The following is a 22442-nucleotide window of genomic DNA, read 5'->3' as shown; positions in this document are numbered from 1 at the left end:
GCAAAGTTGCTCCGTTAGCGGTGGCTGGACATGAACTGCTTGCAGCGCGCGGACTGCGGGTTCCCGAAGACCTGCTCGGGGGAACCCTGTTCCTCGACCAGGCCCTGGTGGAGGAACACCACCTCGCTGGAAACCTGGCGGGCGAAATTCATCTCGTGGGTGACCAGCAGCATGGTGCGGCCTTCCTCGGCCAGCGCGCGGATCACGTTGAGCACTTCCTGGACCATCTCCGGGTCCAGGGCCGAGGTGGGCTCGTCGAACAGTATCACCTTGGGCTGCATGGCCAGGGTGCGGGCAATGGCCGCACGCTGCTGCTGGCCGCCGGAGAGCTGCGCGGGGAAGGCGTGGCGCTTGTCGGCGATGCCGACCTTGGCCAGCAGGGCCTCGGCGATCTCGATGGCTTCGGCGCGGCTCTTGCCCAGCACGCGGCGCGGCGCCTCGATGATGTTGTCGAGGATGCTCATGTGCGGCCAGAGGTTGAAGTTCTGGAAGACGAAGCCCAGTTCGCTGCGCAGGCGGTTGATCTGGCGGTTGTCGGCGGCGACCAGCGCCCCGTCCTTGGCCTTCTTCAGCTTGAGCTCTTCGCCGGCGACGATGATCTGGCCCTGGTGCGGGTTTTCCAGCAGGTTGATGCAGCGCAGGAAGGTCGACTTGCCGGAACCCGAGGAGCCGAGAATGGAGATCACGTCGCCTTCGCGGGCGGTCAGGGAAATGCCCTTGAGCACTTCCAGGTCGCCGTAACGCTTGTGCAGGTTACGGATTTCCAGCGCGGGTATGGCCTCGGCCATTGGGGGCTCCTCTATTGTTGTTCGGATGCTTCGCGGCGCGCCGCGGCAGGGGGTAGGGCCTTCCTGGCGAACGCAAGCTATCACGCGACCCGGGGGGCGCCAAGCGTTCGGGGGCCGCGCCGGGCCTGGATAGTGGCATCTTGTCGCATTGCCGCAGTGCCTTGTCGCCTGGGCTGAACACCGGGGTGCCGGAGGCTTGGCGAGGGGGGCTGGCGGAACGAGGGGCGCGATAGTGCCAGCTTCGCCGGCGGGGGAAAAGACCGCGGGCCCCGACATTGGTCGGGGCCCGGGAAGGTCACTGGGTGATCTGCTGCTCGCCGCCGCTGTTGTCGCGGCTCTCTTCGTCGAGCTGGTCGAGCTGGCCGGCCATCAGCGCCGGACGGCCGCCGATGCGCGGGCCTGGCAGTACGCTGCCGCCGGCGACCCGGGTGGGATGCTCGCTGGCGTCGATGGCCGATTTGCGCGGCTGCGTCTGCACGTGGAAATCGGTGATCTCGATGATGCCCTTGCCTTCGGCCAGCAGGTGGAAGGAGAAGGCCTTGCGCGCGCGCTCGTTGTCGAAGCCGAAGGTCACCTGCAGCGGCTTGTCGCGGGTCAGCAGCGGGAACTCGGGGATCGCCAGGTCCACCGGGCGCTCGAACTCGCGGGTCTTCAGCTGCACCTTGGCGCCGGCCTTGTCCATCTGCAGCGCGCGGATCTTCAGGTTCACGGTGGTGTGGCTGTCGGCCGGGAACTCCAGGTACTGGGCGCCGATCAGGTTGTCGGTGTACTCGTTGGTGACCTGCGGCTTGATGCGGATCTTCTCCTGGGTGGCGAACTGGTATTCGCCGCCCGGGCCGCTGCCGGTCACCGAGTGGTCGAGGATGCCGGCGCGGGCGGCGACCAGGCGGGCGTCGCGGCCGCTGAAGCGCCCGACGAACTGGGCGCTGTCGGCGATGAAGCCATCGCTCTTGTAGCGCCGGCAGACCTGCTGGAAGTCGCATTCGGTGAAGGTCTGCTTGCCGTCGTGGAAGCGCAGCATGCCGTTGGTGAAGGAGACCATCTCGCGGCCGTTACTGTATTCGCGGAACAGCGAGCGCCCGGAAACGTCCTTCGGCGGGGTGAAGCCGAAGTAGTCGAGGACCGAGGCGTCCATGTCGACGTGGCCGTAGACGCCGCTCTTCACCGGCGGCAGGGCCGCCTGCTCGGGCGCCAGCACCAGGTTCAGGCCCCAGGAGGAGGCCAGGCGCACGTTGTCGATGCCATGGGATTCGTCGGAGGTGACGATCACCAGGGTGTCCTTGAGCACGCCCTGCTTCTCCAGCCCGGCGAGGAAGGCGTCGACGGCGTCGTCCAGGTAGCCCACCGCGGCCTGGCGCGGGGTGGGGTACCTGGCCAGGTATTCCGGGGTGGCCGAGTACGGCTGGTGGGTGCCGACGGTCAGCAGGGTGAGCATCCACGGCTTCTTGTCCTTGCGCAGCTGGCCGACGTAGTCCAGCGCGCCCTCGAAGAAGGCCTTGTCGTCCATGCCCCAGGCGAACTCCAGGTAGGGCTTCTTCTTGAACCAGTCGCGGCCGAGGGTCTTGTCGAAGCCCATGGCCGGCATCACCTTGTCCTTGGCCATGAAGCGCAGCCCGGCGCCCTGCAGGAAGTGGGTGCTGAAGCCGTGCTGGCGCAGCTGCGCCGGCAGGCACTCGGCGGCGCGGCCGGGGTTGGACAGCAACTCGACGCCCTTGGGCGTGCCGTTGTCCAGCTTGCTGTAGTCACCGCACAGCAGCGCGTACAGGCCGCGGATGGTCTGGTGGCTGTGCACCACGTAGTCCGGGGTGGTCATCGAGCGTTCGGCCCAGGCGCTGAGCTTGGGCATCATGGATTCTTCGTAGCTGCTGCTCAGGGCGGCGCGGTTGGTCGCCACGTAGGCCCCGGGGATGCCTTCCATGGTGATGATCAGCACGTTCTTCGCCGTGCCCGGGCCGGCCAGCAGCGGGGTGCCGGACAGGTCGAGCTGGGTCAGCCCGGTGACGTCGGGCGGGGTGTCGCCCTGGTCGCCGGCCAGCCAGTCCTCGACCGCCAGCTCGCCCTGGCTGGCGCCGCCGGCCAGCAGGCGGTGCGGCAGGTTGAACTGCTTCCACACGTCGACGTCGTTGGGGATCACGTACTGCAGGCCGAAGTGGGCGCCCAGCAGGACCACCGGCAGGCTATAGGCCAGACGCGACAGGCGCTGCTCGCGGCGCCGCCAGAGCAGCGCGCAGAGCGCGATGGCGCCCAGCAGCGCGCCGGCCAGCCACGGGTGGGCGATACCGCCGCCCTGGGTGGAGTTGCCGACGAAGGTCGGGTCGGCGAGGAAGTGCAGGTCGCTGGGATCGGGCATGCGGCCCACGGCGCTGACCAGCTCGGCGTTGCCGATCGTCATCAGCGCCCACAGCAGCATCACCGGCAGCGCGAGGAACAGGCGCAGGCGGTGCAGCAGCAGGACCAGCAAGCTGCCGATGGCCAGGTCGGACAGGTAGCCGTAGAGGTTGCCCCAGCCAAAGGCATGGCGGCTGGCCAGCGGGATCACCAGGAACAGGATGGCAAGCGTCGCGAGGTTGCCGCGTTGTTGCCACCAGCGCTTTAGAGGATGCACGAGCACTCCCTTTTCAGGCATCGGGGGACCTGAAAGTATCCCATCCATCGGGCGGAAATCATCCGGAATGTCATCATTCTGAAAAAACGTTCTGCTACGCGCCAGTAGACAACGTAACCCGGGGAGTATTCGCCGGGCGGGCGACCAGCGGTGCAGGGGCGGCGGTGATCGGCTGAAGGGGCGGGGAATGCAAAAAGCCCCTGGTTCTGGCGAACTCAGGGGCCTTTCGGAAGCTTGGTGCCCAGGGACGGAATCGAATGATTACCTGCGGGTCGTGCCAATGCTGGCTTTCCCGAAGAAGAACGAAACCTTGCTGTTGGACCTTCAAGCCGAACCGTAAAGACTTGATTCCTCCTGCGAGCCAAGCCCTGCCGCACCCACGGGGCTTTTCATTTCTCAGCAGCCTAAACCAGAACCTGCCGAGTGCTGGCGATCAATTGGTTGACTTGGCGAACCACCGATTCATCAGTAGGTGTCTCGGGCCCCCTTCCCTCCGGGCATGGCATGCTAGGCGTGGTCCCAAATAGCCTGCAGATAAGTGGGCGCTGCTCATACGCCTCGCAACCATTGACGCCAAGGTGGACGCAGCTCCACTCCGCCAAGGCTGTATCGTGCTCGGCCTCACTCTTGACGGGTAATCGGGCCATCTCTTCCGAAGACGCAGTGACCGGTCCGCAGCAATCGTGGCAGCCAGGCTTGCATTCAAAGCCAGGGATTTTCCGACGCAACTGATCGATCCTGCGGCTAACACTGTTCATTTTCGCTTCCTGATTTGGCGCGCGGATTGTACATCCATGACTACGCGGTTCATCACCACATCCGCGGGGAACACTCAGCCTTGCCATCACCTGCTCTGCTGCGAAGCGTGCCTTCGCTGCGGCGGGGCGCGGGTTTTCAGCGAGCGTTTGTATTCGTGTCCAGGGATGGGGCGGAGCTCATCGGGAACGCGGCGTCGGAGATAGAAAACTCCGCTCTGGGGATGCTTGAAGGGCTGTGCCATGAAGGATCGCGCGCGGTATCGGGGTGATCCGCCGATCATGCGGCTGGAGTCGGCCATGTGTACCCACCTTGTGTACCAGTCGGGTGGGCCTTAGCCGTGCCTCAGAAAGACAAAACCCCTGATCTCTTTCGAGATCAGGGGCTTAGGTGTCTTGGTGCCCAGGGACGGAATCGAACCGCCGACACGGGGATTTTCAATCCCCTGCTCTACCAACTGAGCTACCTGGGCAACGTGGCGCGCATTAAAAGGGTTTTCGTTTGGGGTGTCAAGCGTGCCGCGAAAAAATTTTCAGTTAATACCGAAACTTACGCGCTCGGCGGGACGTAGCCCTCGGCCTGGGCGTATTCCTCGCCGGAGAGGAACTTGTCCATCTCGGCCTGGAGGAACTTGCGGTCCTCGGCGTTCATCATGTTCAGCCGGCGCTCGTTGATCAGCATGGTCTGGTGCTTCTGCCACTCGTCCCAGGCCTTGCGCGACACGTGCTCGTAGATGTCCTGGCCCTTGGCGCCGGGGTAGGGCGGGCGATCGAGGCCGGGCAGCTCTTCTTTGTACTTGCGGCACATCACCATTCGGCTCATGTCATCTCTCCTGCATTCAACGCGTCGGCTGCCCGTTTGAGCAGCTTCTTGACCGGGGCCGCGAGACCGAGCCGCGGCGGCGTGGCGAGGTTATACCAGAGCCAGTCGCCCTCGGCCACGCCGCCGGCTGCGTCCTCCACGCGCACCAGCCAGGGCTCGATGGCCAGCTGGAAGTGGCTGAAGGTGTGGGTCAGGCCGGGCAGCGCATGACGCTGCCCCAGGCGCAGGGCGTGCTGCGCGGCGAGCGGGTCGAGCTGGGCGAGGTCGTCCAGTTCCGGGAAGCTCCACAGGCCGCCCCACAGGCCCGTGGACGGGCGGCGGTAGAGCAGGATGGCGCCTTCGCGGTTGGCCAGGATCGGCATCAGCGTGCGCCGCTGCGGCAGCTCCTTGCGCGGCTTGGGCACCGGGTAGGCGCTTTCGCGGCCGAGCAGGTGGGCGCGGCAGCCCTCGCGCAACGGGCACAGCAGGCAGCTGGGCTTGCTGCGGGTGCAGAGGGTGGCGCCCAGGTCCATCATCGCCTGGGTGTAGTGGTTGACCCGCGTATGCGGGGTGAAGCGCTCCGCCGCTTCCCACAGCTGCTTCGCCACCTTGGGCTCGCCCGGGTAGCCGTCGCAGGCCAGGTAGCGGGCCAGCACGCGCTTGACGTTGCCGTCGAGGATGGGCGCGCGCAGGCCCATGGAGATGCTGGCGATGGCCCCGGCGGTGGAGCGGCCTATGCCGGGCAGCTCGGTGAGCTGCTCGAGGTCGCGGGGGAATTCGCCGCCGTGGCGCTCCATCACCAGCTTCGCGGTCTTCTGCAGGTTGCGCGCGCGGGTGTAGTAGCCCAGCCCGGTCCACAGGTGCAGGACTTCGTCCTCGGGCGCTGCGGCCAGGTCGGCGACCGTGGGCAGCGCCGCCATGAAGCGGTCGAAGTAGCCCAGCACGGTGCTCACCTGGGTCTGCTGCAGCATGATTTCCGACACCCACACCCGGTAGGGGTTGATGTCGCGCTGCCAGGGCAGGTCGTGGCGGCCGTGGCGGTCGTACCAGTCGAGGACCGCGGTATTGAAGCGTTCGGGGGTCATTTCTTCTTCAGCAGGTTCTTCAGGGCGTCCTTCAGGTCGGGGCTGACCTTGTCGCCGAATTTCTCTTCGAGTTTCTCGTTCAGGCGCTGCCCGGCCAGTTGCCCGGCGATGCGGCCGATGCCTTCCTGGTCCAGGCGGCAGGCCTTGGCGCCGAGTTCCAGCGGGCCGCGGCAGCGCAGCGGCCATGCGATGCCGACATAGCGCTTGTTCACTTCGCAGGCCGGGTCGGGCATGTCGCTCTTGTCGCCTTCGATGATCACGCCGACGCGGTAGTCCATGCCCAGCACGCGCAGGTCCAGGTCGCCGTCGCCCTTCACCGTCAGGCCGGGCACCGCGACGCGCAGGTCGGGGTTGCTGGCCACGCCGTTGTGGAAGGTCAGGCTGCCGTTGAGCTCGCGGAAGGGGGTGTCCTTGCCGCCGTGCTCGGCGCTCAGGCTCTTCCGGTTGAGGGTGGCGATGCCGCGGCATAGCTGCTCTTCCAGGTTGGCGTTGAGCAGCACGCCCTTGCTCAGCTTGAAGTTGGCCTTGCCGTTCAGGTTGTCGATCCAGGCCTTCTGGCTGTTGCCCTGGGTGGTGATGTCCGCGTCCAGGTTCAGCAGGCCGGTGACCGGCGGCTTCTGGCCCTGGGCTTCGAGGAGTTTCTCCACCGGCACGCCTTCGATGTGCTTCTGCGCCGCCAGCAGCGCCACGTCCTGGCGCACGTCGAGGCTGGCCTTGGCGTTGAAGCGGCCGTCGTAGAGTTCGCCGCGCATGTCGTCGAGGTTGAACTGGCCGTTCTGCCCGCGCAGCTTGAGCACGGCGTTCTCGATCGGCAGCTTGTCCAGGGTGAGCTGGCCGAGGTTCATGTCGAGGTTCAGGTCCAGCGTGCGCAGCTTGGCCAGCGGCAGCAGCGGCGCGTCGCTCCAGGCCTGCTGGGTCGGGGCGTTGGGCAGTGGGCTGTCGCCCTTGCCGGTGGCGCTGGCGACGGTGGCGTCGACTTCCGCCTTGCGGCTGGCGCTGGCCGCCTCGGCGCCTTTGGCGGCCTTGGCCGGCAGGTAGCGGTCGAGGTTCAGCCTGTCGCCGCTGAGCTGGGCGCGCACGGCCTGCCTGGCGATGTCCGCCAGGCCCAGGCTGCCGCTGAAGCTGCTGTCGTCGAGCTTGAGCTGGATGTCGCTGAGGTTGACGCTGTTGCGGCTGCCGTCCAGGCGCGCGGCCAGCTCCAGCCTGGTCAGGGTGTTGCCGTCGGCCATCTCCGGCAGTTTCTGGCCGAGGCCTTCGAGGAATTCGCGCAGGTTGAACGGGGCGATGGACAGGCCGCCGGTGAACTGCGGGTCCTTGTCGAGGTTGCGCGCCTTCAGCTCGCCAAGGGCGCGCAGCTGGTTGACCGACAGCTTCAGGCCGTTCCACTCGGCGACCTGCGCGGCCTGGTCGAGCAGCAGCTGGCCCTGGGCGGAGAAGGTCGCGGTGCGGCCCTGCAGCTGGTCGCCGGCCAGCTCGCCGGAGAGCTTGGCGTCTTCCAGCTGGTAGCGCTTGAGCGCGCGGTCGAAGCGCAGGTTGCCGGTCAGCTCGGTCTTGGCGCGGGTCACCGGCTGGTTGGTGCCCAGGTAGGCGTTGAGCTTGAAGGGGATGCTGCTGCCTTCGCGGATGGCGCCGGTGTTCAGGTCCAGGCCTTCGACGGTGTACTGCTTGCCGCTCTGCTCGTCGCTGTAGTCGATGCGCGCGCCGCTGACGTTGAGGCTGTCGATGTCCAGCTTCATCGACGTGGACGCGGTTTCGGCCGGTGCCTTGGGCGCTTCGGCGGGCGCGCTGGCCTGGCCGGCCGGCGTGGCGGGAGTGGCGCCAGCGGGTTGGGCCGGCTTGCCGATGTCTTCCCAGTTGCCCTTGCCGGCCTTGTCGCGGTTCAGTGTCAGGGTCAGGCCCTGCACGCGGATGTCGCTCATCTGCACCTCGCGGCGCAGCAGCGGCAGCACCCGCACCGACAGGCCCAGCAGCTGCAGGTCGGCGAACGGCTTGTCCGGGCTGCGCACGCTGGCCACGCTGGTGTCGTGCAGTTCCAGGCCGAGCCAGGGGAACAGGCTCCAGCCGATGTCGCCGCGCAGGTCCAGCTCGAGGTTGGCCTTGTCGCGGGCGAGCTGGCGGATCTCGTCCTTGTAGTCGTTGGGGTCGAAGAAGTGGGTGAGGATGAAGCCGGCGGCGACTACCAGTAGCAGCAGGGCGAGGACGGCTATGCCCAGGATCTTGCCGAACGCTTTCATGGACGGGTCCTTGTTCTGGCGGCGGGTGAATTGGCGGGAGTATATCAATGCGCCCGCCCGCTTCAGCAGGCGGCGGCGACGCGTTCGGCGATGGCCAGGCTGGCGGTGAGCCCCGGCGACTCGATCCCGAACAGGTTGACCAGGCCCGGCAGGCCGTGGTCCACGGCGGTTTGGATGACGAAGTCGGAAGCGGGTTCCCCGGCGCCGCTCAGTTTAGGACGAATCCCAGCGTAGCCGGCCTGCAGACGTTCGGCGTCCAAGCCCGGGAAGTAGCGGCGGATGGCCTGGGCGAAGGGCTCGCGCAGCGCTTCGTCGACCAGATAGTCGATGGTTTCCAGGTAACGCACGTCCGGGCCGAAGCGCAGCTGGCCGCCGAGGTCGAGGGTGGCGTGCACGCCCAGGCCGGCGGTGTTGGCCTCGGGCATCGGGTAGATCAGGTGGCTGAACGGCGAGCAGCCGCCGTAGGTGAAGTAGCGGCCCTGGCACAGGTGCAGCGGCGGAACGCCTTGCAGGCCTTCGGTGCGCGCGGCCAGTTGCTGGGCGAACAGGCCGCCGGCGTTGACCACCTGTGCGGCCTGGATGCTGAAGGGTTCGCCGACGCTGACGCCCTCGGCGATCCAGCCATCGGCGGCGCGGCGCAGGCTGTCGATGCGGGTGTCCAGCACCAGCTGCGCGCCGCGGTTTTCCGCGGCGTGCTGCAGCGACAGCATGTAGACGTGGCTGTCGATGATCCCGGTGCTCGGCGAGAGCAGGGCGGCCACGCCACGCACCGCCGGCTCCAGCGCGTGCAGCTGGGCGGCATCCAGCGGCTGCAGGTCATGTACGCCGCTGGCTTCGGCATTGGCGGCGAGGGCTTCCAGCTTGCCCAGTTCGGCGTCTTCCACGGCCACCAGCAGCTTGCCGATGCGGCTGTGCGGCACGTCGTGGCTGGCGCACCAGGCGTACAGGCGCTCGCGGCCTTCCAGGCAGAGTTCGGCCTTGAGCGAGCCGGGCGGGTAGTAGAGGCCGGCGTGGATGACCTCGGAGTTGCGGCTGGAGGTGTGGCTGCCGATCAGCCGTTCGGTTTCGACGATCAGCACGCTGCGTCCGGCGGCGGCCAGGCGCGCGGCGCAGGCCAGGCCGACCGCGCCGGCGCCTATGACCAGGATGTCGATGTCGTTCATGCGTCCTCGGTGGCCCGTTGCAGCACTGCGGCGATGGCTGCGCGGGCCTGCGGGCTGTTCTTCCAGCAACTGCTGCCGGTCAGCGCGGCGCCGGCGCCGAGGATGCTCTGCGCATCGCTTTCGCGCAGCTTGCCGAAGCTGTCCAGGCCCATCTGTTCCAGGCGTTGCAGGACCGTCGGGCCGACGCCCTTGAGGGCGAGCAGGGCCGCGCGTTCGCGTTCTTCGAAAGGCATGTGCCTCGTACCTCGTGGTTGCGCAGTCCGTCCCAGGCTAGCAGCTCAGGTCCATTCCAGGGCCAGGCCCAGGTGCCCGGCCAGTTCCGCGGCCTCCGCCTGTCCGGCCGGGGCCTGCAGGTGCAGCGGGCAGCCGGCGAGCACGGCCTGGCGCTGGGCTTCTTCCAGCAGCCGCCGGGCCACGCCGCGGCCGCGGGTGACGCGGCGCACGCACAGGCGCGAGAGGCGCCAGGCGTCGGCGTCGCGGCGTAGCCAGGCGGCGCCCAGCAGGCGGTCGTTGAAGCGCCCGGTCAGCAGCGTGCCGGCGGCCAGCGCGGCGTCCACCAGGGCCTCGCCATCGGCGAAGGGCGCGAGCAGCCAGGCCGGCGCCTCGGCGTAGAGCCTGGCCAGGTCCTGGCGGTCCTGGGCGGAGGGCTGGGCAAGGTGTTCGACGATCACGGGCATGGCGGCATCCTCGGCGGGGACGCGCAGTTTACGGACAAGCGGTGGCCCGCGGCCAGCGCCGCCGACCGTCGCCCGTAGCCCTGCGCGGCCCGCCGCGCCTATAATGCGGGCCCTCTTATAATTAAGTGCAGTGTTAGCTGTGGAGCTGGTGATGGCCGAACGCAAGGCAACCGTCGCGCGCGACACCCTGGAAACCCAGATCAAGGTGTCCATCGACCTGGATGGCACGGGCAAGGCCCGTTTCGATACCGGGGTGCCCTTCCTCGAGCACATGATGGACCAGATCGCCCGCCATGGCCTGATCGACCTGGACATCGAGTGCAAGGGCGACCTGCACATCGACGACCACCACAGCGTCGAAGACATCGGCATCACCCTCGGCCAGGCCTTCGCCAAGGCCATCGGCGACAAGAAGGGCATCCGCCGCTACGGCCATGCCTACGTGCCGCTGGACGAGGCGCTGTCGCGCGTGGTCATCGACTTCTCCGGCCGCCCCGGCCTGCAGATGCACGTGCCCTTCACCCGCGCCAGCGTCGGCGGCTTCGACGTCGATCTGTTCATGGAGTTCTTCCAGGGCTTCGTCAACCACGCCCAGGTGACCCTGCACATCGACAACCTGCGCGGGCACAACACCCACCACCAGATCGAGACGGTGTTCAAGGCCTTCGGCCGCGCCCTGCGCATGGCCATCGAGCTGGACGAGCGCATGGCCGGGCAGATGCCGTCGACCAAGGGGTGCCTGTAATGCAGACGGTCGCCGTCATCGACTACGGCATGGGCAACCTGCACTCGGTGTCCAAGGCGCTGGAGCGCGTGGGCGCCGGCCGCGTGCTGGTGACCAGCGACGCCGCGGTGATCCGCGAGGCCGACCGCGTGGTGTTCCCCGGCGTGGGCGCCATCCGCGACTGCATGGCCGAGATCAGGCGCCTGGGCTTCGACGCGCTGGTGCGTGAAGTCAGCCAGGACCGCCCCTTCCTCGGCATCTGCGTCGGCATGCAGGCGCTGCTGGAGCACAGCGAGGAGAACGGCGGCGTCGACTGCATCGGCCTGTTCCCCGGCCAGGTGCGCTTCTTCGGCAAGGACCTGTACGAGGACGGCGAGCACCTGAAGGTGCCGCACATGGGCTGGAACCAGGTCAAGCAGACCCTCGACCACCCGCTGTGGCACGAGATCCCCGACGAGGCGCGCTTCTACTTCGTGCACAGCTACTACATCGAGGCGGGCAACCCGCGCCAGGTCGCCGGCCGCGGCCACTATGGCCGCGACTTCGCCGCCGCGCTGGCCGAGGGCCCGCGCTTCGCCGTGCAGTTCCACCCGGAAAAGAGCCACACCCACGGCCTGCAGTTGCTGCAGAACTTCGCCGCCTGGGACGGCCGCTGGTAGGCCATGGCGCGCCAGAAGGACAAGCCGGCGATCCTCCAGCTCGATGGCGCCCAGCGCCAGAGCGCGGCGCGGGCCATCCAGCGCTTCCTCGAGGAGCGTTTCGAGCTGGACGTCGGCTCCTTCGAGGCCGAGGAAGCGCTGGACTTCTTCATGCGCGAGTTCGGCCCGCTGTTCTACAACAAGGCGATTCTCGATGTGCAAGCGCACCTGAAGGACAGGTTCGAAAGCATCGAAAGCGACTTGTGGGCGCTCGAGAAGAGCTGACCCGACCCTATTCACGACTTGGATTCGAGCAGGTTCAACCGATGCTGATCATCCCCGCAATCGATCTGAAGGACGGCGCCTGCGTGCGCCTGCGCCAGGGCCTGATGGAAGACGCCACCGTCTTCTCCGACGACCCGGTGGCCATGGCCGCCAAATGGGTCGAAGGTGGCTGCCGCCGCCTGCACCTGGTGGACCTCAACGGCGCCTTCGAGGGCAAGCCGGTCAACGGCGAGGTGGTCACCGCCATCGCCAGGCGCTACCCGAACCTGCCGATCCAGATCGGCGGCGGCATCCGTTCGCTGGAAACCATCGAGCACTACGTGCGCGCCGGCGTCAGCTACGTGATCATCGGCACCAAGGCGGTCAAGCAGCCGGAATTCGTCGGCGAGGCCTGCCGCGCCTTCCCCGGCAAGGTGATCGTCGGCCTGGACGCGAAGGACGGCTTCGTCGCCACCGATGGCTGGGCCGAGGTCAGCGAAGTGCAGGTCATCGACCTGGCCAGGCGCTTCGAGGCCGATGGCGTGTCCGCCATCGTCTACACCGACATTTCCAAGGATGGCATGATGCAGGGCTGCAACGTCGAAGCCACCGCCGCCCTGGCCAACGCCACGCGCATCCCGGTGATCGCCTCCGGCGGCATCCACAACCTGGGCGACATCCAGAAGCTGCTGGACGCGCGCACCCCGGGCATCATCGGCGCCATCACCGGCCGGGCGATCTACGAGGGCACCCTGGACGTCGCCGAGGCGCAGGCGCTATGCGATAAGGCGGCGGTAGGCGGCAGGCTGTAGGCTGCAGGTAAGAGCTTGGCCTGGTTTGGGTACGCTGTTCGCCTGAAGCCTGAAGCCTGAAGCCTGAAGCCTGAAGCCTGAAGCCTGAAGCCTGAAGCCGCTTTCGGAGAAAGCTATGACATTGGCAAAACGCATCATCCCCTGCCTCGACGTGGACAACGGCCGCGTGGTCAAGGGCGTCAAGTTCGAGAACATCCGCGACGCCGGCGACCCGGTGGAGATCGCCCGGCGCTACGACGAGCAGGGCGCCGACGAGATCACCTTCCTCGACATCACTGCCAGCGTCGATGGCCGCGACACCACGCTGCACACCGTCGAGCGCATGGCCAGCCAGGTGTTCATCCCGCTGACCGTCGGTGGCGGCGTGCGCACCGTGCAGGACATCCGCAACCTGCTCAACGCCGGCGCGGACAAGGTCTCGATCAACACCGCCGCGGTGTTCACCCCGGAGTTCGTCGGCGAGGCCGCCGCGCGCTTCGGCTCGCAGTGCATCGTGGTCGCCATCGACGCCAAGAGGGTCTCGGCGCCGGGCGAGCCCCTGCGTTGGGAGATCTTCACCCATGGCGGACGCAAGCCCACCGGGCTGGACGCGGTGGAGTGGGCGAAAAAGATGGAAGGCCTGGGCGCCGGCGAGATCCTCCTGACCAGCATGGACCAGGACGGCGTGAAGAGCGGCTATGACCTGGGCGTGACCCGCGCCATCAGCGAGGCGGTGAACGTGCCGGTGATCGCCTCCGGCGGCGTCGGCAACCTCGAGCACCTGGCCGCCGGCATCCTCGAAGGCAAGGCCGACGCGGTGCTGGCGGCGAGCATCTTCCACTTCGGCGAATACAGCGTGCCGGAGGCCAAGGCCTACCTGGCCAGCCGCGGCATCGTGGTGCGCTGAAGCGGCGCGGCGCACGCCCGATGTGCAGGCCCGGCCCGTCCCGCGACGGCCCGGGCCTTTTTCATGGCCGGCCGCAGGCCCCGTGGCAGAGCGCTCCGCCGCGGCTTCCGGAAGGCGTGATGCGGTCCGAAAGATGCAAGGCCGAATGATGGCAAACTTGCGGTAAGCTCTGTGCCTTCGTTTTCGACCAGGAATGCTTCTCGATGCTGAAACGCCTCCTGCTGGCCAGTACCCTGCTATTGGCCGGCACAGCGCATGCGGAAATCTCCCCGGACTACAGCATGGTCCTGCTAACGGAGAACTTCCCGCCCTACAACATGGCCATCAACGGCAAGAATTTCGCCCAGGAAGACAACATCGACGGCATCGCCGTGGACATCGTCCGGGAGATGTACAAGCGCGCCGGCATCAAGTACAGCATGACCCTGCGCTTCCCCTGGGAGCGCATCTACAAGCTGGCGCTGGAGAAGCCGGATTACGGCGTCTTCGTCACCGCGCGGCTGCCGGAGCGGGAAAACGCCTTCAAGTGGGTCGGCCCCATCGGCCCGGACGACTGGGTGCTGCTGGCCCGCGGCGACAGCCCCATCGCCCTGAAGAGCCTGGACGAGGCGAAGAAATACAAGGTGGGCGCCTACAAGGGCGACGCCATGGCCGAGTACCTCGCCGAGCACGGCTTCGAGCCGGTGCTGGTGCTGCGCGACCAGGAGAACGCCGGCAAGCTGCAGAAGGGCGAGATCGACCTCTGGGCCAGCGGTGACCCGGCCGGGCGCTACCTGGCCAAGCAGGTCGGCGTCAGCGGCCTGAAGACGGTGCTGCGCTTCAACAGCGACCAGCTGTTCCTGGCGCTGAACAGGGAAACCCCCGACGAAGTGGTGCAGAAGCTGCAGGCCGCGCTGGACAAGATGCGCGCCGAAGGCTTCGTCGACGATGTACTGAACAGCTACCTGTGATTCGCCGGCGCCGCCCGAGGGGGGCGGCGCCGCGATGCGTTGCCGGCCACGGCCGGAGCTGTGCCAGGGATGGTGTACGGGACGGGAATCGCGTCCGCGATGCAGGGATGCCGCTAGCCATAACGATAACCAAGCGAGCGGTATGACCATGCTGAAACTCAAGACCTGCGGGCTGTTCATCGGCCTGCTGCTGGGGGCCGCCACGGCCCGCGCCGAATTGCCCGCCGACTACAAGGTGGTGCTGCTGACGGAGAACTTCCCGCCGTTCAACATGGCGGTGGACGACAAGAACTTCGCCCGCGACGAAGGCATCGACGGCATCAGCGCGGACATCGTCCGCGAGATGTTCAAGCGCGCCGGCATCGGCTACACCCTGAGCCTGCGCTTCCCCTGGGACCGGCTGTACAAGCTGACCCTGGACCGCGCCGGCTACGGCCTGTTCTCCACCACCTACACCCCCGAGCGGGTGCCGCTGTTCAAGTGGGTCGGCCCGCTGGCGAAGACCGGCTGGGTGGTGCTGGCGCCGCCGGGCAGCAAGATCACGACGCTGAAGGACGTCAAGGAAGCCGGCAAGTACAAGCTCGGCGCCTACAAGAACGACGCCGTCAGCCAGGCCCTGGAGAGCCAGGGCATCCCGGTGGTCAATGCCCTGCGCGACCAGGAGAACGTGAAGAAGCTGATGAGCGGGCAGATCGACCTCTGGGCCACCACCGACCCGGTGGGCCGCTACCTGGCCAAGCAGGAGGGCGTGACCGGCCTGCAGACGGTGCTGCGCTTCAACGAGGCGCAGCTGTACCTGGCGCTGAACAAGGACACCCCGGACGAGGTGGTCGAGCGCCTGCAGAAGGCCCTGGACCAGATGCGCGCCGAGGGGTACGTGGACGAGGTCACCAACAACTACCTCTGAGTCACGGCCTGTCGGCCGGATCGCGGATGGAGTCCGCTCCTACGCCCGCCATGCATCTGTAGGGCGGATAACCGTTCTCGGTTATCCGCCGTAGGGTTCTGAGGATGCACGATTGTAGGAGCGGGCCCTGCCCGCGATCGCGCGCAGGGCGCGCTCCTACAGGGGTGGGCGCGACGTAAGCAACTGTCTTACAGGCCACACCAGGGTGCTCTTCGTAGGAGCGAGCTTGCTCGCGAACCGCATGGCACCGCGTTTGTTCGCGAGCAAGCTCGCTCCTACGAAAAGCCAGGCCCTCCTGCAACGTAGGAGCAACTGTCTTGCAGGCTACGCCGCCTCTTTCCAATTCGTAGGGCGCATAACGCCTACGGCGTTATCCGCCGCGGCCGTCAGGCACCGGCGTTCCGGCCAACGGCGGATAACCGCGAACGGTTATTCGCCCTACGGTCGAGCACGGACGTAGGAGACTCCGTCCGCGATTCTGTCGGCAAAGCCGGGCGCGACGATGGGTATCGCTTCGCTCAACCCATCCTACGAAAAGCGCTGAGGTGCGGTCGGAGCGGGGGGCTCAGCGGTAGACGCCGTCCTTGCCGTGGGCCGCCATGGCGCGGTTGCCGCGTTCGGCGATCAGCAGGTCGGGCTTCACCAGTTCGATGCCGGCGGCCTTCAGCTTCGGCAGTTCGCGCAGCAGCACCCGCAGGGTGGCCGGGCGCGGGTGGCCGATCAGCAGCGCCGAGCCCTGCTTGCGCGCCAGGGCCACGCCGGTCTGCAACTGGTGGGCGATGCTTTCCTCATCCGCCTGGTCGTCGAGGAAGACGTCGCGGGACAGGCTGGCCAGGCCGCGCTTCTGGGCCTCGGCGGCGGCCACCGTGGCGGCGCTGGTGCGGCTGTCGAGGAAGAACAGGTGGCGTTCCTGCAGGGTGCCCATGAGCAGGTCCATGCCGGCGCGGTCGGCGGTCATGCGGCTGCCTTCGTGGTTGTTCACGCCCTGCACGAAGGGCACCGCGGCCAGTGCCGCGTCCAGGCGCCGGGCGAGTTCCGCCTGTGGCAGGTCCGGGCTCCAGGCGTAGGGGCCGCCGGCCGGGTCCATCGGCAGGTGCAGGATCAGGGTGCGCCCGCGCTGGTGGGCTTCGCGGGCCAGTTCGGCGGCGTGCGGGGTGTCCGGCATGATCGCCAGGGCCACCGCCGCGGGCAGTTCGAACACCTGGCGGTCGCGCGCCAGGTTCTGCCCGAGGTCGTCGATCACCACGCTCAGCAGGGGCCTGGCTTGCGCCTGGCCGAGCAGGGCGGCCAGGCACAGGCCGAACAGCAGCCGTGCCCGGCGCACCGGTCAGTTGCCGCGGCTGACGCTGAGCCCCTTCAGCAGGCTGAGGGCCTGGCTCAGCTGGAAGTCGCTGTCCTGCGGGGCGGCCGCCGGCGCCTTGCCCGACTGCGTCGGACGGTCCTTGCCGCCGTTGCCGTTGGCCAGGTGGCCCTGCAGGTCGGCTTCCTTGAAGCCTTCGAAGTCGCTCTGCTCGCGGGTCACCTTGGCGCGTTCCACCTCGATGTCCGGGACTATGCCCTGGGCCTGGATGGAGCGCCCGTTGGGGGTGTAGTAGAGCGCGGTGGTCAACTTCAGGGCGCGGTCGTTGTTCAGCGGCAGCACGGTCTGCACCGAGCCCTTGCCGAAGCTGTCGGTGCCCATGAGGATGGCGCGTTTCTGGTCCTGCAGGGCGCCGGAGACGATCTCCGCGGCCGAGGCGGTGCCGCCGTTGATCAGCACCACCAGTTGCACGCCCTCGCTGGGGTCGGCCGGGTCGGCGGAGAAGCGCAGCTCGGAGTTGGCGATGCGGCCCTTGGTGTAGACGATCAGGCCCTTGGTGAGGAAGGCGTCGGCCACTTCCACCGCGGACTGCAGCACGCCGCCGGGGTTGTTGCGCAGGTCCAGGACCAGGCCCTTGAGCTTGCCCTTGTTGTCCTTCTTCAGCTGCGCCAGGGCCTTGACCACCTCGTCGCCGGTGTTGACCTGGAACTGGGTGATGCGCAGGTAGCCGTAGTTCGGCTCCAGCAGCTGGGTCTTGACGCTCTTGACCTTGATGATGGCGCGCTTGAGGCTGACGTCGAACGGCCTGCCGCCGCCGCGCACTATGGTCAGGGTGATGGACGAGCCGGGCTTGCCGCGCATGCTGTCCACCGCCTCGTTCATCGACTGGCCCTTGGTCGGCTTGCCGTCGATCTGCACGATCAGGTCGCCGGGCTGGATGCCTGCCGCGGCCGCCGGGGTGTCGTCGATCGGCGACACCACCTTGATGAAGCCGTCCTCGGTGCCCACCTCGATGCCCAGGCCGCCGAATTCGCCGCTGGTGCTTTCCTGCAGCTCGGCGAACTCTTCCGGGTCCAGGTAGGCCGAGTGCGGGTCGAGGTTGCTGAGCATGCCCTTGATGGCGTTCTCCAGCAGGGTCTTGTCGTCCACCGGCTCGACGTAGGCGGCCTTCACCCGGTCCAGGACCTCGGCGAAGGTACGCAGTTCGTCCAGCGGCAGCGGCGCCTCCTTGCCGCTGGCCGCAGCGGGCGCGGCGGGCGGTGTCTCGGCGGCCTGGGCCGCCCCGATACCGAGCAGCAGGGCCAGGATGATGAGACGGAAGCGATGCGACATGTTTGGCTCCTAAGGCGTGTCCGCTGCTTATCCTTGCGTGCGGCACCAGGTAGTGGGGTCCGTCGGGCGGCCCTGATGACGAATGGCGAAATACACCGCCGGAGTGTCCTGCCCGCCGCTGGTGCCGACAGTGGCGATGGGATCACCGGCCTTGACCGTATCCCCGGCGCCTTTCAGAAGACTCTGATTATGACCATAAAGGCTCAGGTATCCACCACCGTGGTCGAGGATAACCAGTAGCCCCGCGCCGCGCAGCCAGTCGGCGAACACCACCCTCCCACCATGCACGGCGCGTACCGTGCTGCCGGCGCTGGCGCCGATCAGCACGCCGTCCCAGGTGGCGCGCGGGTCGTCGCCACGCGGGCTGCCGAAGCGCGCCAGGATGCGGCCGTTGACCGGCCAGGGCAGTTTGCCGCGGGTGGCGTCGAAGGCGCCGCCGAAGCCGGTGCCGCTGGACACCAGCGGGCCGCTGTAGTCCGCGCGGGGCTTGGCGGGCTTGTCGCTGCCAGCGCTGCTGGCCATCTCGCGTTCGCGGCGGGCCCGCTCGCGTTCGGCGGCCAGGGCGCGCTGGCGCGCTTCCTCGGCTTCGCGGGCCTGGCGGGCCAGGGTTTCCTCGATGGTCTTGAGCACCCTGTTCAGTTCCGCCTGGGCCTGCTGGCGGTCCTGGAGCTTGCGGTTGCTGTCGCTGTAGTCGCTGTTGAGCTTGGCCAGGGCTTCCTGGCGCTGCTTGCGCGCCTCGGCCAATTCCTGGCGGCGGGACTCGAGGTCCTGCTGCTGGGCCAGTTGCTGGCTCTTCTGGGTGGTGATGTCGCGCTCGACGTTCTCCAGCTGGCGCAGGGTCTCGTTGAAGGCGTTGAGCTGTTCCAGGCGCGCGCGGTTGATGTAGTCGTAGTAGGTGAGGGTGCGGCTGAACTTCTCGGGGTGTTCCTGGTTCAGCAGCAGCTTGAGGTATTCCTCGCGGCCGCTCTGGTACGCGGCGCGGGCCTGGATGCCGATCAGCCTTTGTTGCTCAAGGCGCGCGCCCTGGAGTTTTTTTTTCTCCTCGTCCAGGCGCTGCAGCTCCTTTTCGCTCTTCTCCAGCTCCTCCTGCAGCGCCTTGACCTGCTTCTCCAGGTCGCCCATCTGGGTCTCGGTGGACTTGAGCTGCTTCTGCACCCCGGATTTCTCTTCCTGGATGCCGCTGAGGGTCTTCTTCAGCTCGGAGATGTCTTTCTGCGTCTGCTCGATCTGCTTCTGCGTCTCGGCACGATCGTCGGCGACGGCCGCCAGCGGGCTCAGCAGGCAGATCAGCAGCAGGGAGGCGAGGGCGCGATGCATGGAGTGGCGGGCACCTGAGGGCGGGGTCGGCCTAGTATGCATAAAAAAATCGTTACAAGCTGCAAGGCGCGAGCGGCGAGTGAAAAGCGTCACGTCGCCCGCTCCCTGCGGCGAGTCACTCCAGGGTGACGATGGAGGTGCCGGTCATCTCGGCCGGTACCGGCAGGCCCATCAGCGTCAGCATGGTCGGCGCCACGTCGGCCAGCACGCCGCCTTCGCGGATGCGCAGCTTGCGCTTGCCGACATAGATGAAGGGCACCGGCTCGCAGGTGTGCGCGGTGTGCGCCTGGCCGGTGCTCTCGTCTTCCATCTGCTCGACGTTGCCGTGGTCGGCGGTGATCAGGGCTTCGCCGCCGACCTTGTCCAGCGCCGCGGCGATGCGCCCGACGCAGGTGTCCAGGCACTCCACGGCCTTGACCGCGGCCTCGAACACGCCGGTGTGGCCGACCATGTCGCCGTTGGCGTAGTTGACCACGATGACGTCGTAGCGCTGGTTCTCGATGGCCTCGACGATCCTGTCGGTGACTTCCGGCGCGCTCATCTCCGGCTGCAGGTCGTAGGTGGCGACCTTCGGCGAGGGGATGAGGATGCGTTCTTCGCCCTCGAAGGGCTCTTCGCGGCCGCCGGAGAAGAAGAAGGTGACGTGGGCGTACTTCTCGGTCTCGGCTATGCGCAGCTGGGTCTTGCCGTTCTTGGCCAGGTATTCGCCCAGGACGTTGTCCAGGGACTCGGGTTTGAACGCGCTGGGCGCGGGAATGCTGGCTGCGTACTGGGTGAGCATCACGTACTCGGCCAGGTGCAGTTCGCGCCGGCGCGGGAATTCCTTGAAGCCCGGCTCGACGAAGGCGCGCGACAGTTCGCGGGCGCGGTCGGCGCGGAAGTTCATGAACACCACGGCGTCGCCGTCTTCCACGCGCACCTGCTCGCCGATGCGGGTGGCCTTGACGAACTCGTCGCTCTCGCCGCGCGCGTAGGCGGCGTTGAGCGCGGCCACGGCGTTGTCGGCGGTGAATTCGGCCGCGCCTTCGGTGATCAGGTTGTAGGCGGCTTCGACGCGGTCCCAGCGGTTGTCGCGGTCCATGGCGAAGTAGCGGCCGATGATGCTGGCGGTGCGGCCCCTGCCGATGCGGGCGAAGGCTTCGTCGACCAGTTTCAGCGACGGCTCGGCGCTGCGCGGCGGGGTGTCGCGGCCGTCGAGGAAGGCGTGCAGGTAGATCTTCTGCGCGCCGCGCTGGGCGGCCAGTTCGGCCATGGCGACCAGGTGGTCCTGGTGGCTGTGCACGCCGCCGTCGGAAAGCAGGCCGAGGATGTGCACGGCCTTGCCGGCGCCCACGGCCTTGTCCACCGCGCCGGTCAGCACCGGGTTGTCGAAGAACTCGCCATCGCGGATGGCCTTGGTCACGCGGGTGAAGTCCTGGTAGACGACGCGCCCGGCGCCGAGGTTCATGTGGCCGACCTCGGAGTTGCCCATCTGCCCGTCCGGCAGGCCCACGTCCATGCCCGAACCGGAGATCAGGCCGTGCGGCTGGGTGGCCAGCAGGCGGTCGAGGTTCGGCTTCTTCGCGGCGAAGATGGCGTTGTACTCGGGGCTGTCGCTATGGCCGAAGCCGTCCAGGATGATCAGGACCAAGGGTTTGGGCGATGCAGTCATAGGTGCGGCTCTTTCCAAAACGGGGGTCAGAAAAGGATCGGCATTTTACCGTCTGGGGGCGACGGGCGCCATGATTGGCAGGGTTCAGCCGTCAGGAGGGCGCGTGTATACTGGCCGGCATTTTTACCTGTGGATGCCTTGCGCCATGTCGTCGTTCCTTCCCCGTCTGATCGAATTCGCCACCCATCACTACCTGCTGGTCGGCGCCCTGGTGGTGCTCCTGGTCCTGCTCGCGCTGCACGAGCTGAACAAGGCCGGCCGCGCGCTGTCGACCCGCGAGCTGACCGCGCTGGTCAATGCCGAGCAGGGTGTCGTACTGGACATCCGCCCGAGCAAGGAGTTCTCCGGCGGCCACATCTCCGGCTCGCTGAACATTCCGGCCGACAAGCTGAACAGCCGCATGAGCGAGCTGGACAAGCACAAGGCCAAGACCATCATCGTGGTCGACGCCATGGGCCAGCACTCGGGCACCTGGTGCGGCGTGCTGAAGAAGGCCGGCTACAACGTGGCCAAGCTGGGCGGCGGCATCGGCAGCTGGCGCGGCGACAACCTGCCCCTGGTGAAGTGAGATGCAGGCGGTTCTGATATACACCACGGCCTGGTGCCCCTACTGTATCCGCGCCAAGGCGCTGCTGGACAGCAAGGGCGTGGCCTACGAGGAAATCGGCGTGGACGGCAAGCCCGACCTGCGCGCCGAAATGAGCCGCAAGGCCGGCCGTACCTCGGTACCGCAAATCTGGATCGGCAGCACCCACGTTGGCGGCTGCGACGATCTCTACGCGCTGGAACGCGCGGGCAAGCTGGATGCGCTGCTGTCGGCGTGATCCCCTATTACTGCAAACGAGCCACAAGAAGGTCCTGAAATGACTGAGCAAGCTAGCAACGGCGCCAACGAGCAAGAAAACGGCCCGCAGTTCTCCCTGCAGCGCATCTACATCCGCGACCTGTCCTTCGAGGCGCCCAAGGCTCCGGAAATCTTCCGCCAGGAATGGCAGCCGGCGATCAGCATGGACCTGAACACCCGCCAGAAGCAGCTCGACGGCGACTTCTACGAAGTGGTGCTGACCGTTTCGGTGACCGTGAAGAACAAGGAAGACGTGGCCTTCATCGTCGAAGTGCAGCAGGCTGGCATCTTCCTGATCAAGGGCCTGGACGCTTCCAGCATGAGCCACACCCTGGGCGCCTTCTGCCCGAACATCCTCTTCCCCTACGCCCGCGAAGCCCTGGACAGCCTGGTGGTACGCGGCTCGTTCCCGGCGCTGATGCTCTCGCCGGTGAACTTCGACGCCCTGTACGCCCAGGAAATCGCCCGCCTGCAGGCCTCCGGCGAGATTCCTTCGGTCCAGTAAGGTCCGTCGTAGCGAAGAAAGGCGCCCACGGGCGCCTTTTCTTTGGTTCATCGCGCTTTCCCGGGGAAGGCGGCCTTGATTTTCAGGAAGAAGTAGTCCGAGTCCCGGAAACCATAGGCCATTCGTTTGATCACCTTGATGCGGTTGTTTACCCCTTCCAGCAGGCTGGTGTGCATGGGGAAGCGAGCGCTGGCCAGGATGCC

General features: G+C 67.2%; 25 protein-coding genes and 1 tRNA gene. 10 read left to right on the top strand and 16 right to left on the bottom strand.

Features of this window, described 5'->3' with window-relative positions; all coding sequences use genetic code 11:
* Nucleotides 1-14: 14 nt before the first annotated feature.
* From VV867_RS27990 to VV867_RS27940, 11 genes are all read right to left on the bottom strand, one after another.
* Nucleotides 15-788, bottom strand: coding sequence for an ABC transporter ATP-binding protein (locus VV867_RS27990; protein ID WP_089390913.1), 774 nt, complete (start codon nucleotides 786-788; stop codon nucleotides 15-17).
* Between the two features lie 295 nt (nucleotides 789-1083).
* Nucleotides 1084-3393 (bottom strand): LTA synthase family protein, encoded by a 2310-nt coding sequence (locus tag VV867_RS27985; RefSeq protein WP_371921158.1) that lies wholly within the window; start codon nucleotides 3391-3393, stop codon nucleotides 1084-1086.
* A 404-nt stretch (nucleotides 3394-3797) separates the two neighbouring features.
* Nucleotides 3798-4151: a YkgJ family cysteine cluster protein gene (locus VV867_RS27980; RefSeq protein ID WP_109934917.1), complete on the bottom strand. Its 354-nt coding sequence runs from the start codon at nucleotides 4149-4151 to the stop codon at nucleotides 3798-3800.
* A gap of 86 nt (nucleotides 4152-4237) precedes the next feature.
* The gene (locus VV867_RS27975; protein WP_328568149.1) at nucleotides 4238-4393 is read right to left on the bottom strand and encodes a DUF6538 domain-containing protein; all 156 of its coding nucleotides are present in this window, start codon (nucleotides 4391-4393) and stop codon (nucleotides 4238-4240) included.
* Nucleotides 4394-4545: 152 nt separating this feature from the next.
* Nucleotides 4546-4621 (bottom strand) — tRNA-Phe (locus VV867_RS27970).
* Between the two features lie 77 nt (nucleotides 4622-4698).
* Nucleotides 4699-4971, bottom strand: a complete 273-nt coding sequence (locus VV867_RS27965) for an oxidative damage protection protein (RefSeq protein WP_089394528.1) — start codon at nucleotides 4969-4971, stop codon at nucleotides 4699-4701.
* Nucleotides 4968-6035 (bottom strand): A/G-specific adenine glycosylase, encoded by a 1068-nt coding sequence (mutY, locus tag VV867_RS27960; protein WP_328568143.1) that lies wholly within the window; start codon nucleotides 6033-6035, stop codon nucleotides 4968-4970. The genes VV867_RS27965 and mutY overlap by 4 nt, the downstream gene beginning before the upstream one ends.
* Nucleotides 6032-8269: an AsmA family protein gene (locus VV867_RS27955; protein ID WP_328568142.1), complete on the bottom strand. Its 2238-nt coding sequence runs from the start codon at nucleotides 8267-8269 to the stop codon at nucleotides 6032-6034. Before VV867_RS27955 ends, mutY begins: the two co-directional genes overlap by 4 nt.
* Before the next feature lie 62 nt (nucleotides 8270-8331).
* On the bottom strand, nucleotides 8332-9432 hold the full coding sequence (locus VV867_RS27950) for an NAD(P)/FAD-dependent oxidoreductase (protein WP_328568141.1): 1101 nt from the start codon (nucleotides 9430-9432) through the stop codon (nucleotides 8332-8334).
* The gene (locus tag VV867_RS27945; protein WP_275628331.1) at nucleotides 9429-9665 is read right to left on the bottom strand and encodes a helix-hairpin-helix domain-containing protein; all 237 of its coding nucleotides are present in this window, start codon (nucleotides 9663-9665) and stop codon (nucleotides 9429-9431) included. The genes VV867_RS27950 and VV867_RS27945 overlap by 4 nt, the downstream gene beginning before the upstream one ends.
* A gap of 45 nt (nucleotides 9666-9710) precedes the next feature.
* Nucleotides 9711-10109: an acetyl-CoA sensor PanZ family protein gene (locus tag VV867_RS27940; protein WP_275628332.1), complete on the bottom strand. Its 399-nt coding sequence runs from the start codon at nucleotides 10107-10109 to the stop codon at nucleotides 9711-9713.
* A gap of 151 nt (nucleotides 10110-10260) precedes the next feature.
* Here VV867_RS27940 and hisB point away from each other — a divergent pair, with 151 nt between their 5' ends.
* The 7 genes from hisB (at nucleotide 10261) to VV867_RS27905 (ending at nucleotide 15290) form a co-directional block, all read left to right on the top strand.
* Complete coding sequence (gene hisB, locus VV867_RS27935; protein ID WP_089394534.1) at nucleotides 10261-10854, top strand: imidazoleglycerol-phosphate dehydratase HisB; 594 nt, start codon at nucleotides 10261-10263, stop codon at nucleotides 10852-10854.
* Entirely contained in the window at nucleotides 10854-11492 is a 639-nt protein-coding gene (hisH, locus tag VV867_RS27930; protein ID WP_109934922.1) for an imidazole glycerol phosphate synthase subunit HisH, read from the top strand. The genes hisB and hisH overlap by 1 nt, the downstream gene beginning before the upstream one ends.
* Nucleotides 11493-11495: 3 nt before the next feature.
* Complete coding sequence (locus tag VV867_RS27925; RefSeq protein WP_089394536.1) at nucleotides 11496-11756, top strand: DUF2164 domain-containing protein; 261 nt, start codon at nucleotides 11496-11498, stop codon at nucleotides 11754-11756.
* A 41-nt stretch (nucleotides 11757-11797) separates the two neighbouring features.
* Entirely contained in the window at nucleotides 11798-12547 is a 750-nt protein-coding gene (gene hisA, locus VV867_RS27920) for a 1-(5-phosphoribosyl)-5-[(5-phosphoribosylamino)methylideneamino]imidazole-4-carboxamide isomerase (RefSeq protein WP_328568140.1), read from the top strand.
* Nucleotides 12548-12662: 115 nt separating this feature from the next.
* Nucleotides 12663-13433: an imidazole glycerol phosphate synthase subunit HisF gene (hisF, locus tag VV867_RS27915; RefSeq protein ID WP_328568139.1), complete on the top strand. Its 771-nt coding sequence runs from the start codon at nucleotides 12663-12665 to the stop codon at nucleotides 13431-13433.
* A 203-nt stretch (nucleotides 13434-13636) separates the two neighbouring features.
* Nucleotides 13637-14383 carry a substrate-binding periplasmic protein gene (locus tag VV867_RS27910; protein ID WP_328568138.1) on the top strand — a complete coding sequence of 249 codons (747 nt, stop codon included), beginning with the start codon at nucleotides 13637-13639 and terminating at the stop codon, nucleotides 14381-14383.
* 148 nt (nucleotides 14384-14531) lie between these two features.
* The gene (locus VV867_RS27905) at nucleotides 14532-15290 is read left to right on the top strand and encodes a substrate-binding periplasmic protein (RefSeq protein WP_089394555.1); all 759 of its coding nucleotides are present in this window, start codon (nucleotides 14532-14534) and stop codon (nucleotides 15288-15290) included.
* Between the two features lie 565 nt (nucleotides 15291-15855).
* Here VV867_RS27905 and VV867_RS27900 read toward each other — a convergent pair.
* The 4 genes from VV867_RS27900 to gpmI form a co-directional block, all read right to left on the bottom strand.
* Nucleotides 15856-16614 (bottom strand): divergent polysaccharide deacetylase family protein, encoded by a 759-nt coding sequence (locus VV867_RS27900; RefSeq protein ID WP_328568137.1) that lies wholly within the window; start codon nucleotides 16612-16614, stop codon nucleotides 15856-15858.
* A 3-nt stretch (nucleotides 16615-16617) separates the two neighbouring features.
* On the bottom strand, nucleotides 16618-17922 hold the full coding sequence (locus VV867_RS27895) for a S41 family peptidase (protein WP_328568136.1): 1305 nt from the start codon (nucleotides 17920-17922) through the stop codon (nucleotides 16618-16620).
* A 27-nt stretch (nucleotides 17923-17949) separates the two neighbouring features.
* Complete coding sequence (locus tag VV867_RS27890; RefSeq protein WP_328568135.1) at nucleotides 17950-19239, bottom strand: murein hydrolase activator EnvC family protein; 1290 nt, start codon at nucleotides 19237-19239, stop codon at nucleotides 17950-17952.
* 115 nt (nucleotides 19240-19354) lie between these two features.
* Nucleotides 19355-20890, bottom strand: coding sequence for a 2,3-bisphosphoglycerate-independent phosphoglycerate mutase (gene gpmI / locus VV867_RS27885; protein WP_275628337.1), 1536 nt, complete (start codon nucleotides 20888-20890; stop codon nucleotides 19355-19357).
* Nucleotides 20891-21035: 145 nt separating this feature from the next.
* Here gpmI and VV867_RS27880 point away from each other — a divergent pair, with 145 nt between their 5' ends.
* Genes VV867_RS27880 through secB form a run of 3 tightly spaced genes read left to right on the top strand, consistent with a single transcriptional unit; the run spans nucleotide 21036 to nucleotide 22239 of the window.
* Nucleotides 21036-21458 (top strand): rhodanese-like domain-containing protein, encoded by a 423-nt coding sequence (locus VV867_RS27880; protein ID WP_058070782.1) that lies wholly within the window; start codon nucleotides 21036-21038, stop codon nucleotides 21456-21458.
* 1 nt (nucleotide 21459) lies between these two features.
* Nucleotides 21460-21714, top strand: coding sequence for a glutaredoxin 3 (grxC, locus tag VV867_RS27875; protein WP_089394543.1), 255 nt, complete (start codon nucleotides 21460-21462; stop codon nucleotides 21712-21714).
* A 39-nt stretch (nucleotides 21715-21753) separates the two neighbouring features.
* Nucleotides 21754-22239 carry a protein-export chaperone SecB gene (gene secB / locus VV867_RS27870; RefSeq protein ID WP_089394544.1) on the top strand — a complete coding sequence of 162 codons (486 nt, stop codon included), beginning with the start codon at nucleotides 21754-21756 and terminating at the stop codon, nucleotides 22237-22239.
* Between the two features lie 47 nt (nucleotides 22240-22286).
* Here the strand turns inward: secB and VV867_RS27865 are convergent.
* On the bottom strand, nucleotides 22287-22442 hold a 156-nt coding region (locus VV867_RS27865; protein ID WP_328565671.1), incomplete at its 5' end, for a transposase.

Origin of the sequence: Pseudomonas sp. JH-2 (genome assembly GCF_036231725.1) — a bacterium.
GTDB classification, from domain to species: Bacteria; Pseudomonadota; Gammaproteobacteria; order Pseudomonadales; family Pseudomonadaceae; genus Pseudomonas; species Pseudomonas delhiensis.
This window is presented reverse-complemented; position numbering and strand designations above follow the sequence as displayed.

Coding starts and splice junctions, on each gene's coding strand:
- VV867_RS27990 (WP_089390913.1), bottom strand. CDS start 788: ATGGCCGAGGCCATACCCGCGCTGGAAATCCGTAACCTGCACAAGCGT.
- VV867_RS27980 (WP_109934917.1), bottom strand. CDS start 4,151: ATGAACAGTGTTAGCCGCAGGATCGATCAGTTGCGTCGGAAAATCCCT.
- VV867_RS27975 (WP_328568149.1), bottom strand. CDS start 4,393: ATGGCACAGCCCTTCAAGCATCCCCAGAGCGGAGTTTTCTATCTCCGA.
- VV867_RS27965 (WP_089394528.1), bottom strand. CDS start 4,971: ATGAGCCGAATGGTGATGTGCCGCAAGTACAAAGAAGAGCTGCCCGGC.
- mutY (WP_328568143.1), bottom strand. CDS start 6,035: ATGACCCCCGAACGCTTCAATACCGCGGTCCTCGACTGGTACGACCGC.
- VV867_RS27955 (WP_328568142.1), bottom strand. CDS start 8,269: ATGAAAGCGTTCGGCAAGATCCTGGGCATAGCCGTCCTCGCCCTGCTG.
- VV867_RS27950 (WP_328568141.1), bottom strand. CDS start 9,432: ATGAACGACATCGACATCCTGGTCATAGGCGCCGGCGCGGTCGGCCTG.
- VV867_RS27945 (WP_275628331.1), bottom strand. CDS start 9,665: ATGCCTTTCGAAGAACGCGAACGCGCGGCCCTGCTCGCCCTCAAGGGC.
- VV867_RS27940 (WP_275628332.1), bottom strand. CDS start 10,109: ATGCCCGTGATCGTCGAACACCTTGCCCAGCCCTCCGCCCAGGACCGC.
- hisB (WP_089394534.1), top strand. CDS start 10,261: ATGGCCGAACGCAAGGCAACCGTCGCGCGCGACACCCTGGAAACCCAG.
- hisH (WP_109934922.1), top strand. CDS start 10,854: ATGCAGACGGTCGCCGTCATCGACTACGGCATGGGCAACCTGCACTCG.
- VV867_RS27925 (WP_089394536.1), top strand. CDS start 11,496: ATGGCGCGCCAGAAGGACAAGCCGGCGATCCTCCAGCTCGATGGCGCC.
- hisA (WP_328568140.1), top strand. CDS start 11,798: ATGCTGATCATCCCCGCAATCGATCTGAAGGACGGCGCCTGCGTGCGC.
- hisF (WP_328568139.1), top strand. CDS start 12,663: ATGACATTGGCAAAACGCATCATCCCCTGCCTCGACGTGGACAACGGC.
- VV867_RS27910 (WP_328568138.1), top strand. CDS start 13,637: ATGCTGAAACGCCTCCTGCTGGCCAGTACCCTGCTATTGGCCGGCACA.
- VV867_RS27905 (WP_089394555.1), top strand. CDS start 14,532: ATGCTGAAACTCAAGACCTGCGGGCTGTTCATCGGCCTGCTGCTGGGG.
- VV867_RS27895 (WP_328568136.1), bottom strand. CDS start 17,922: ATGTCGCATCGCTTCCGTCTCATCATCCTGGCCCTGCTGCTCGGTATC.
- VV867_RS27890 (WP_328568135.1), bottom strand. CDS start 19,239: ATGCATCGCGCCCTCGCCTCCCTGCTGCTGATCTGCCTGCTGAGCCCG.
- gpmI (WP_275628337.1), bottom strand. CDS start 20,890: ATGACTGCATCGCCCAAACCCTTGGTCCTGATCATCCTGGACGGCTTC.
- VV867_RS27880 (WP_058070782.1), top strand. CDS start 21,036: ATGTCGTCGTTCCTTCCCCGTCTGATCGAATTCGCCACCCATCACTAC.
- grxC (WP_089394543.1), top strand. CDS start 21,460: ATGCAGGCGGTTCTGATATACACCACGGCCTGGTGCCCCTACTGTATC.
- secB (WP_089394544.1), top strand. CDS start 21,754: ATGACTGAGCAAGCTAGCAACGGCGCCAACGAGCAAGAAAACGGCCCG.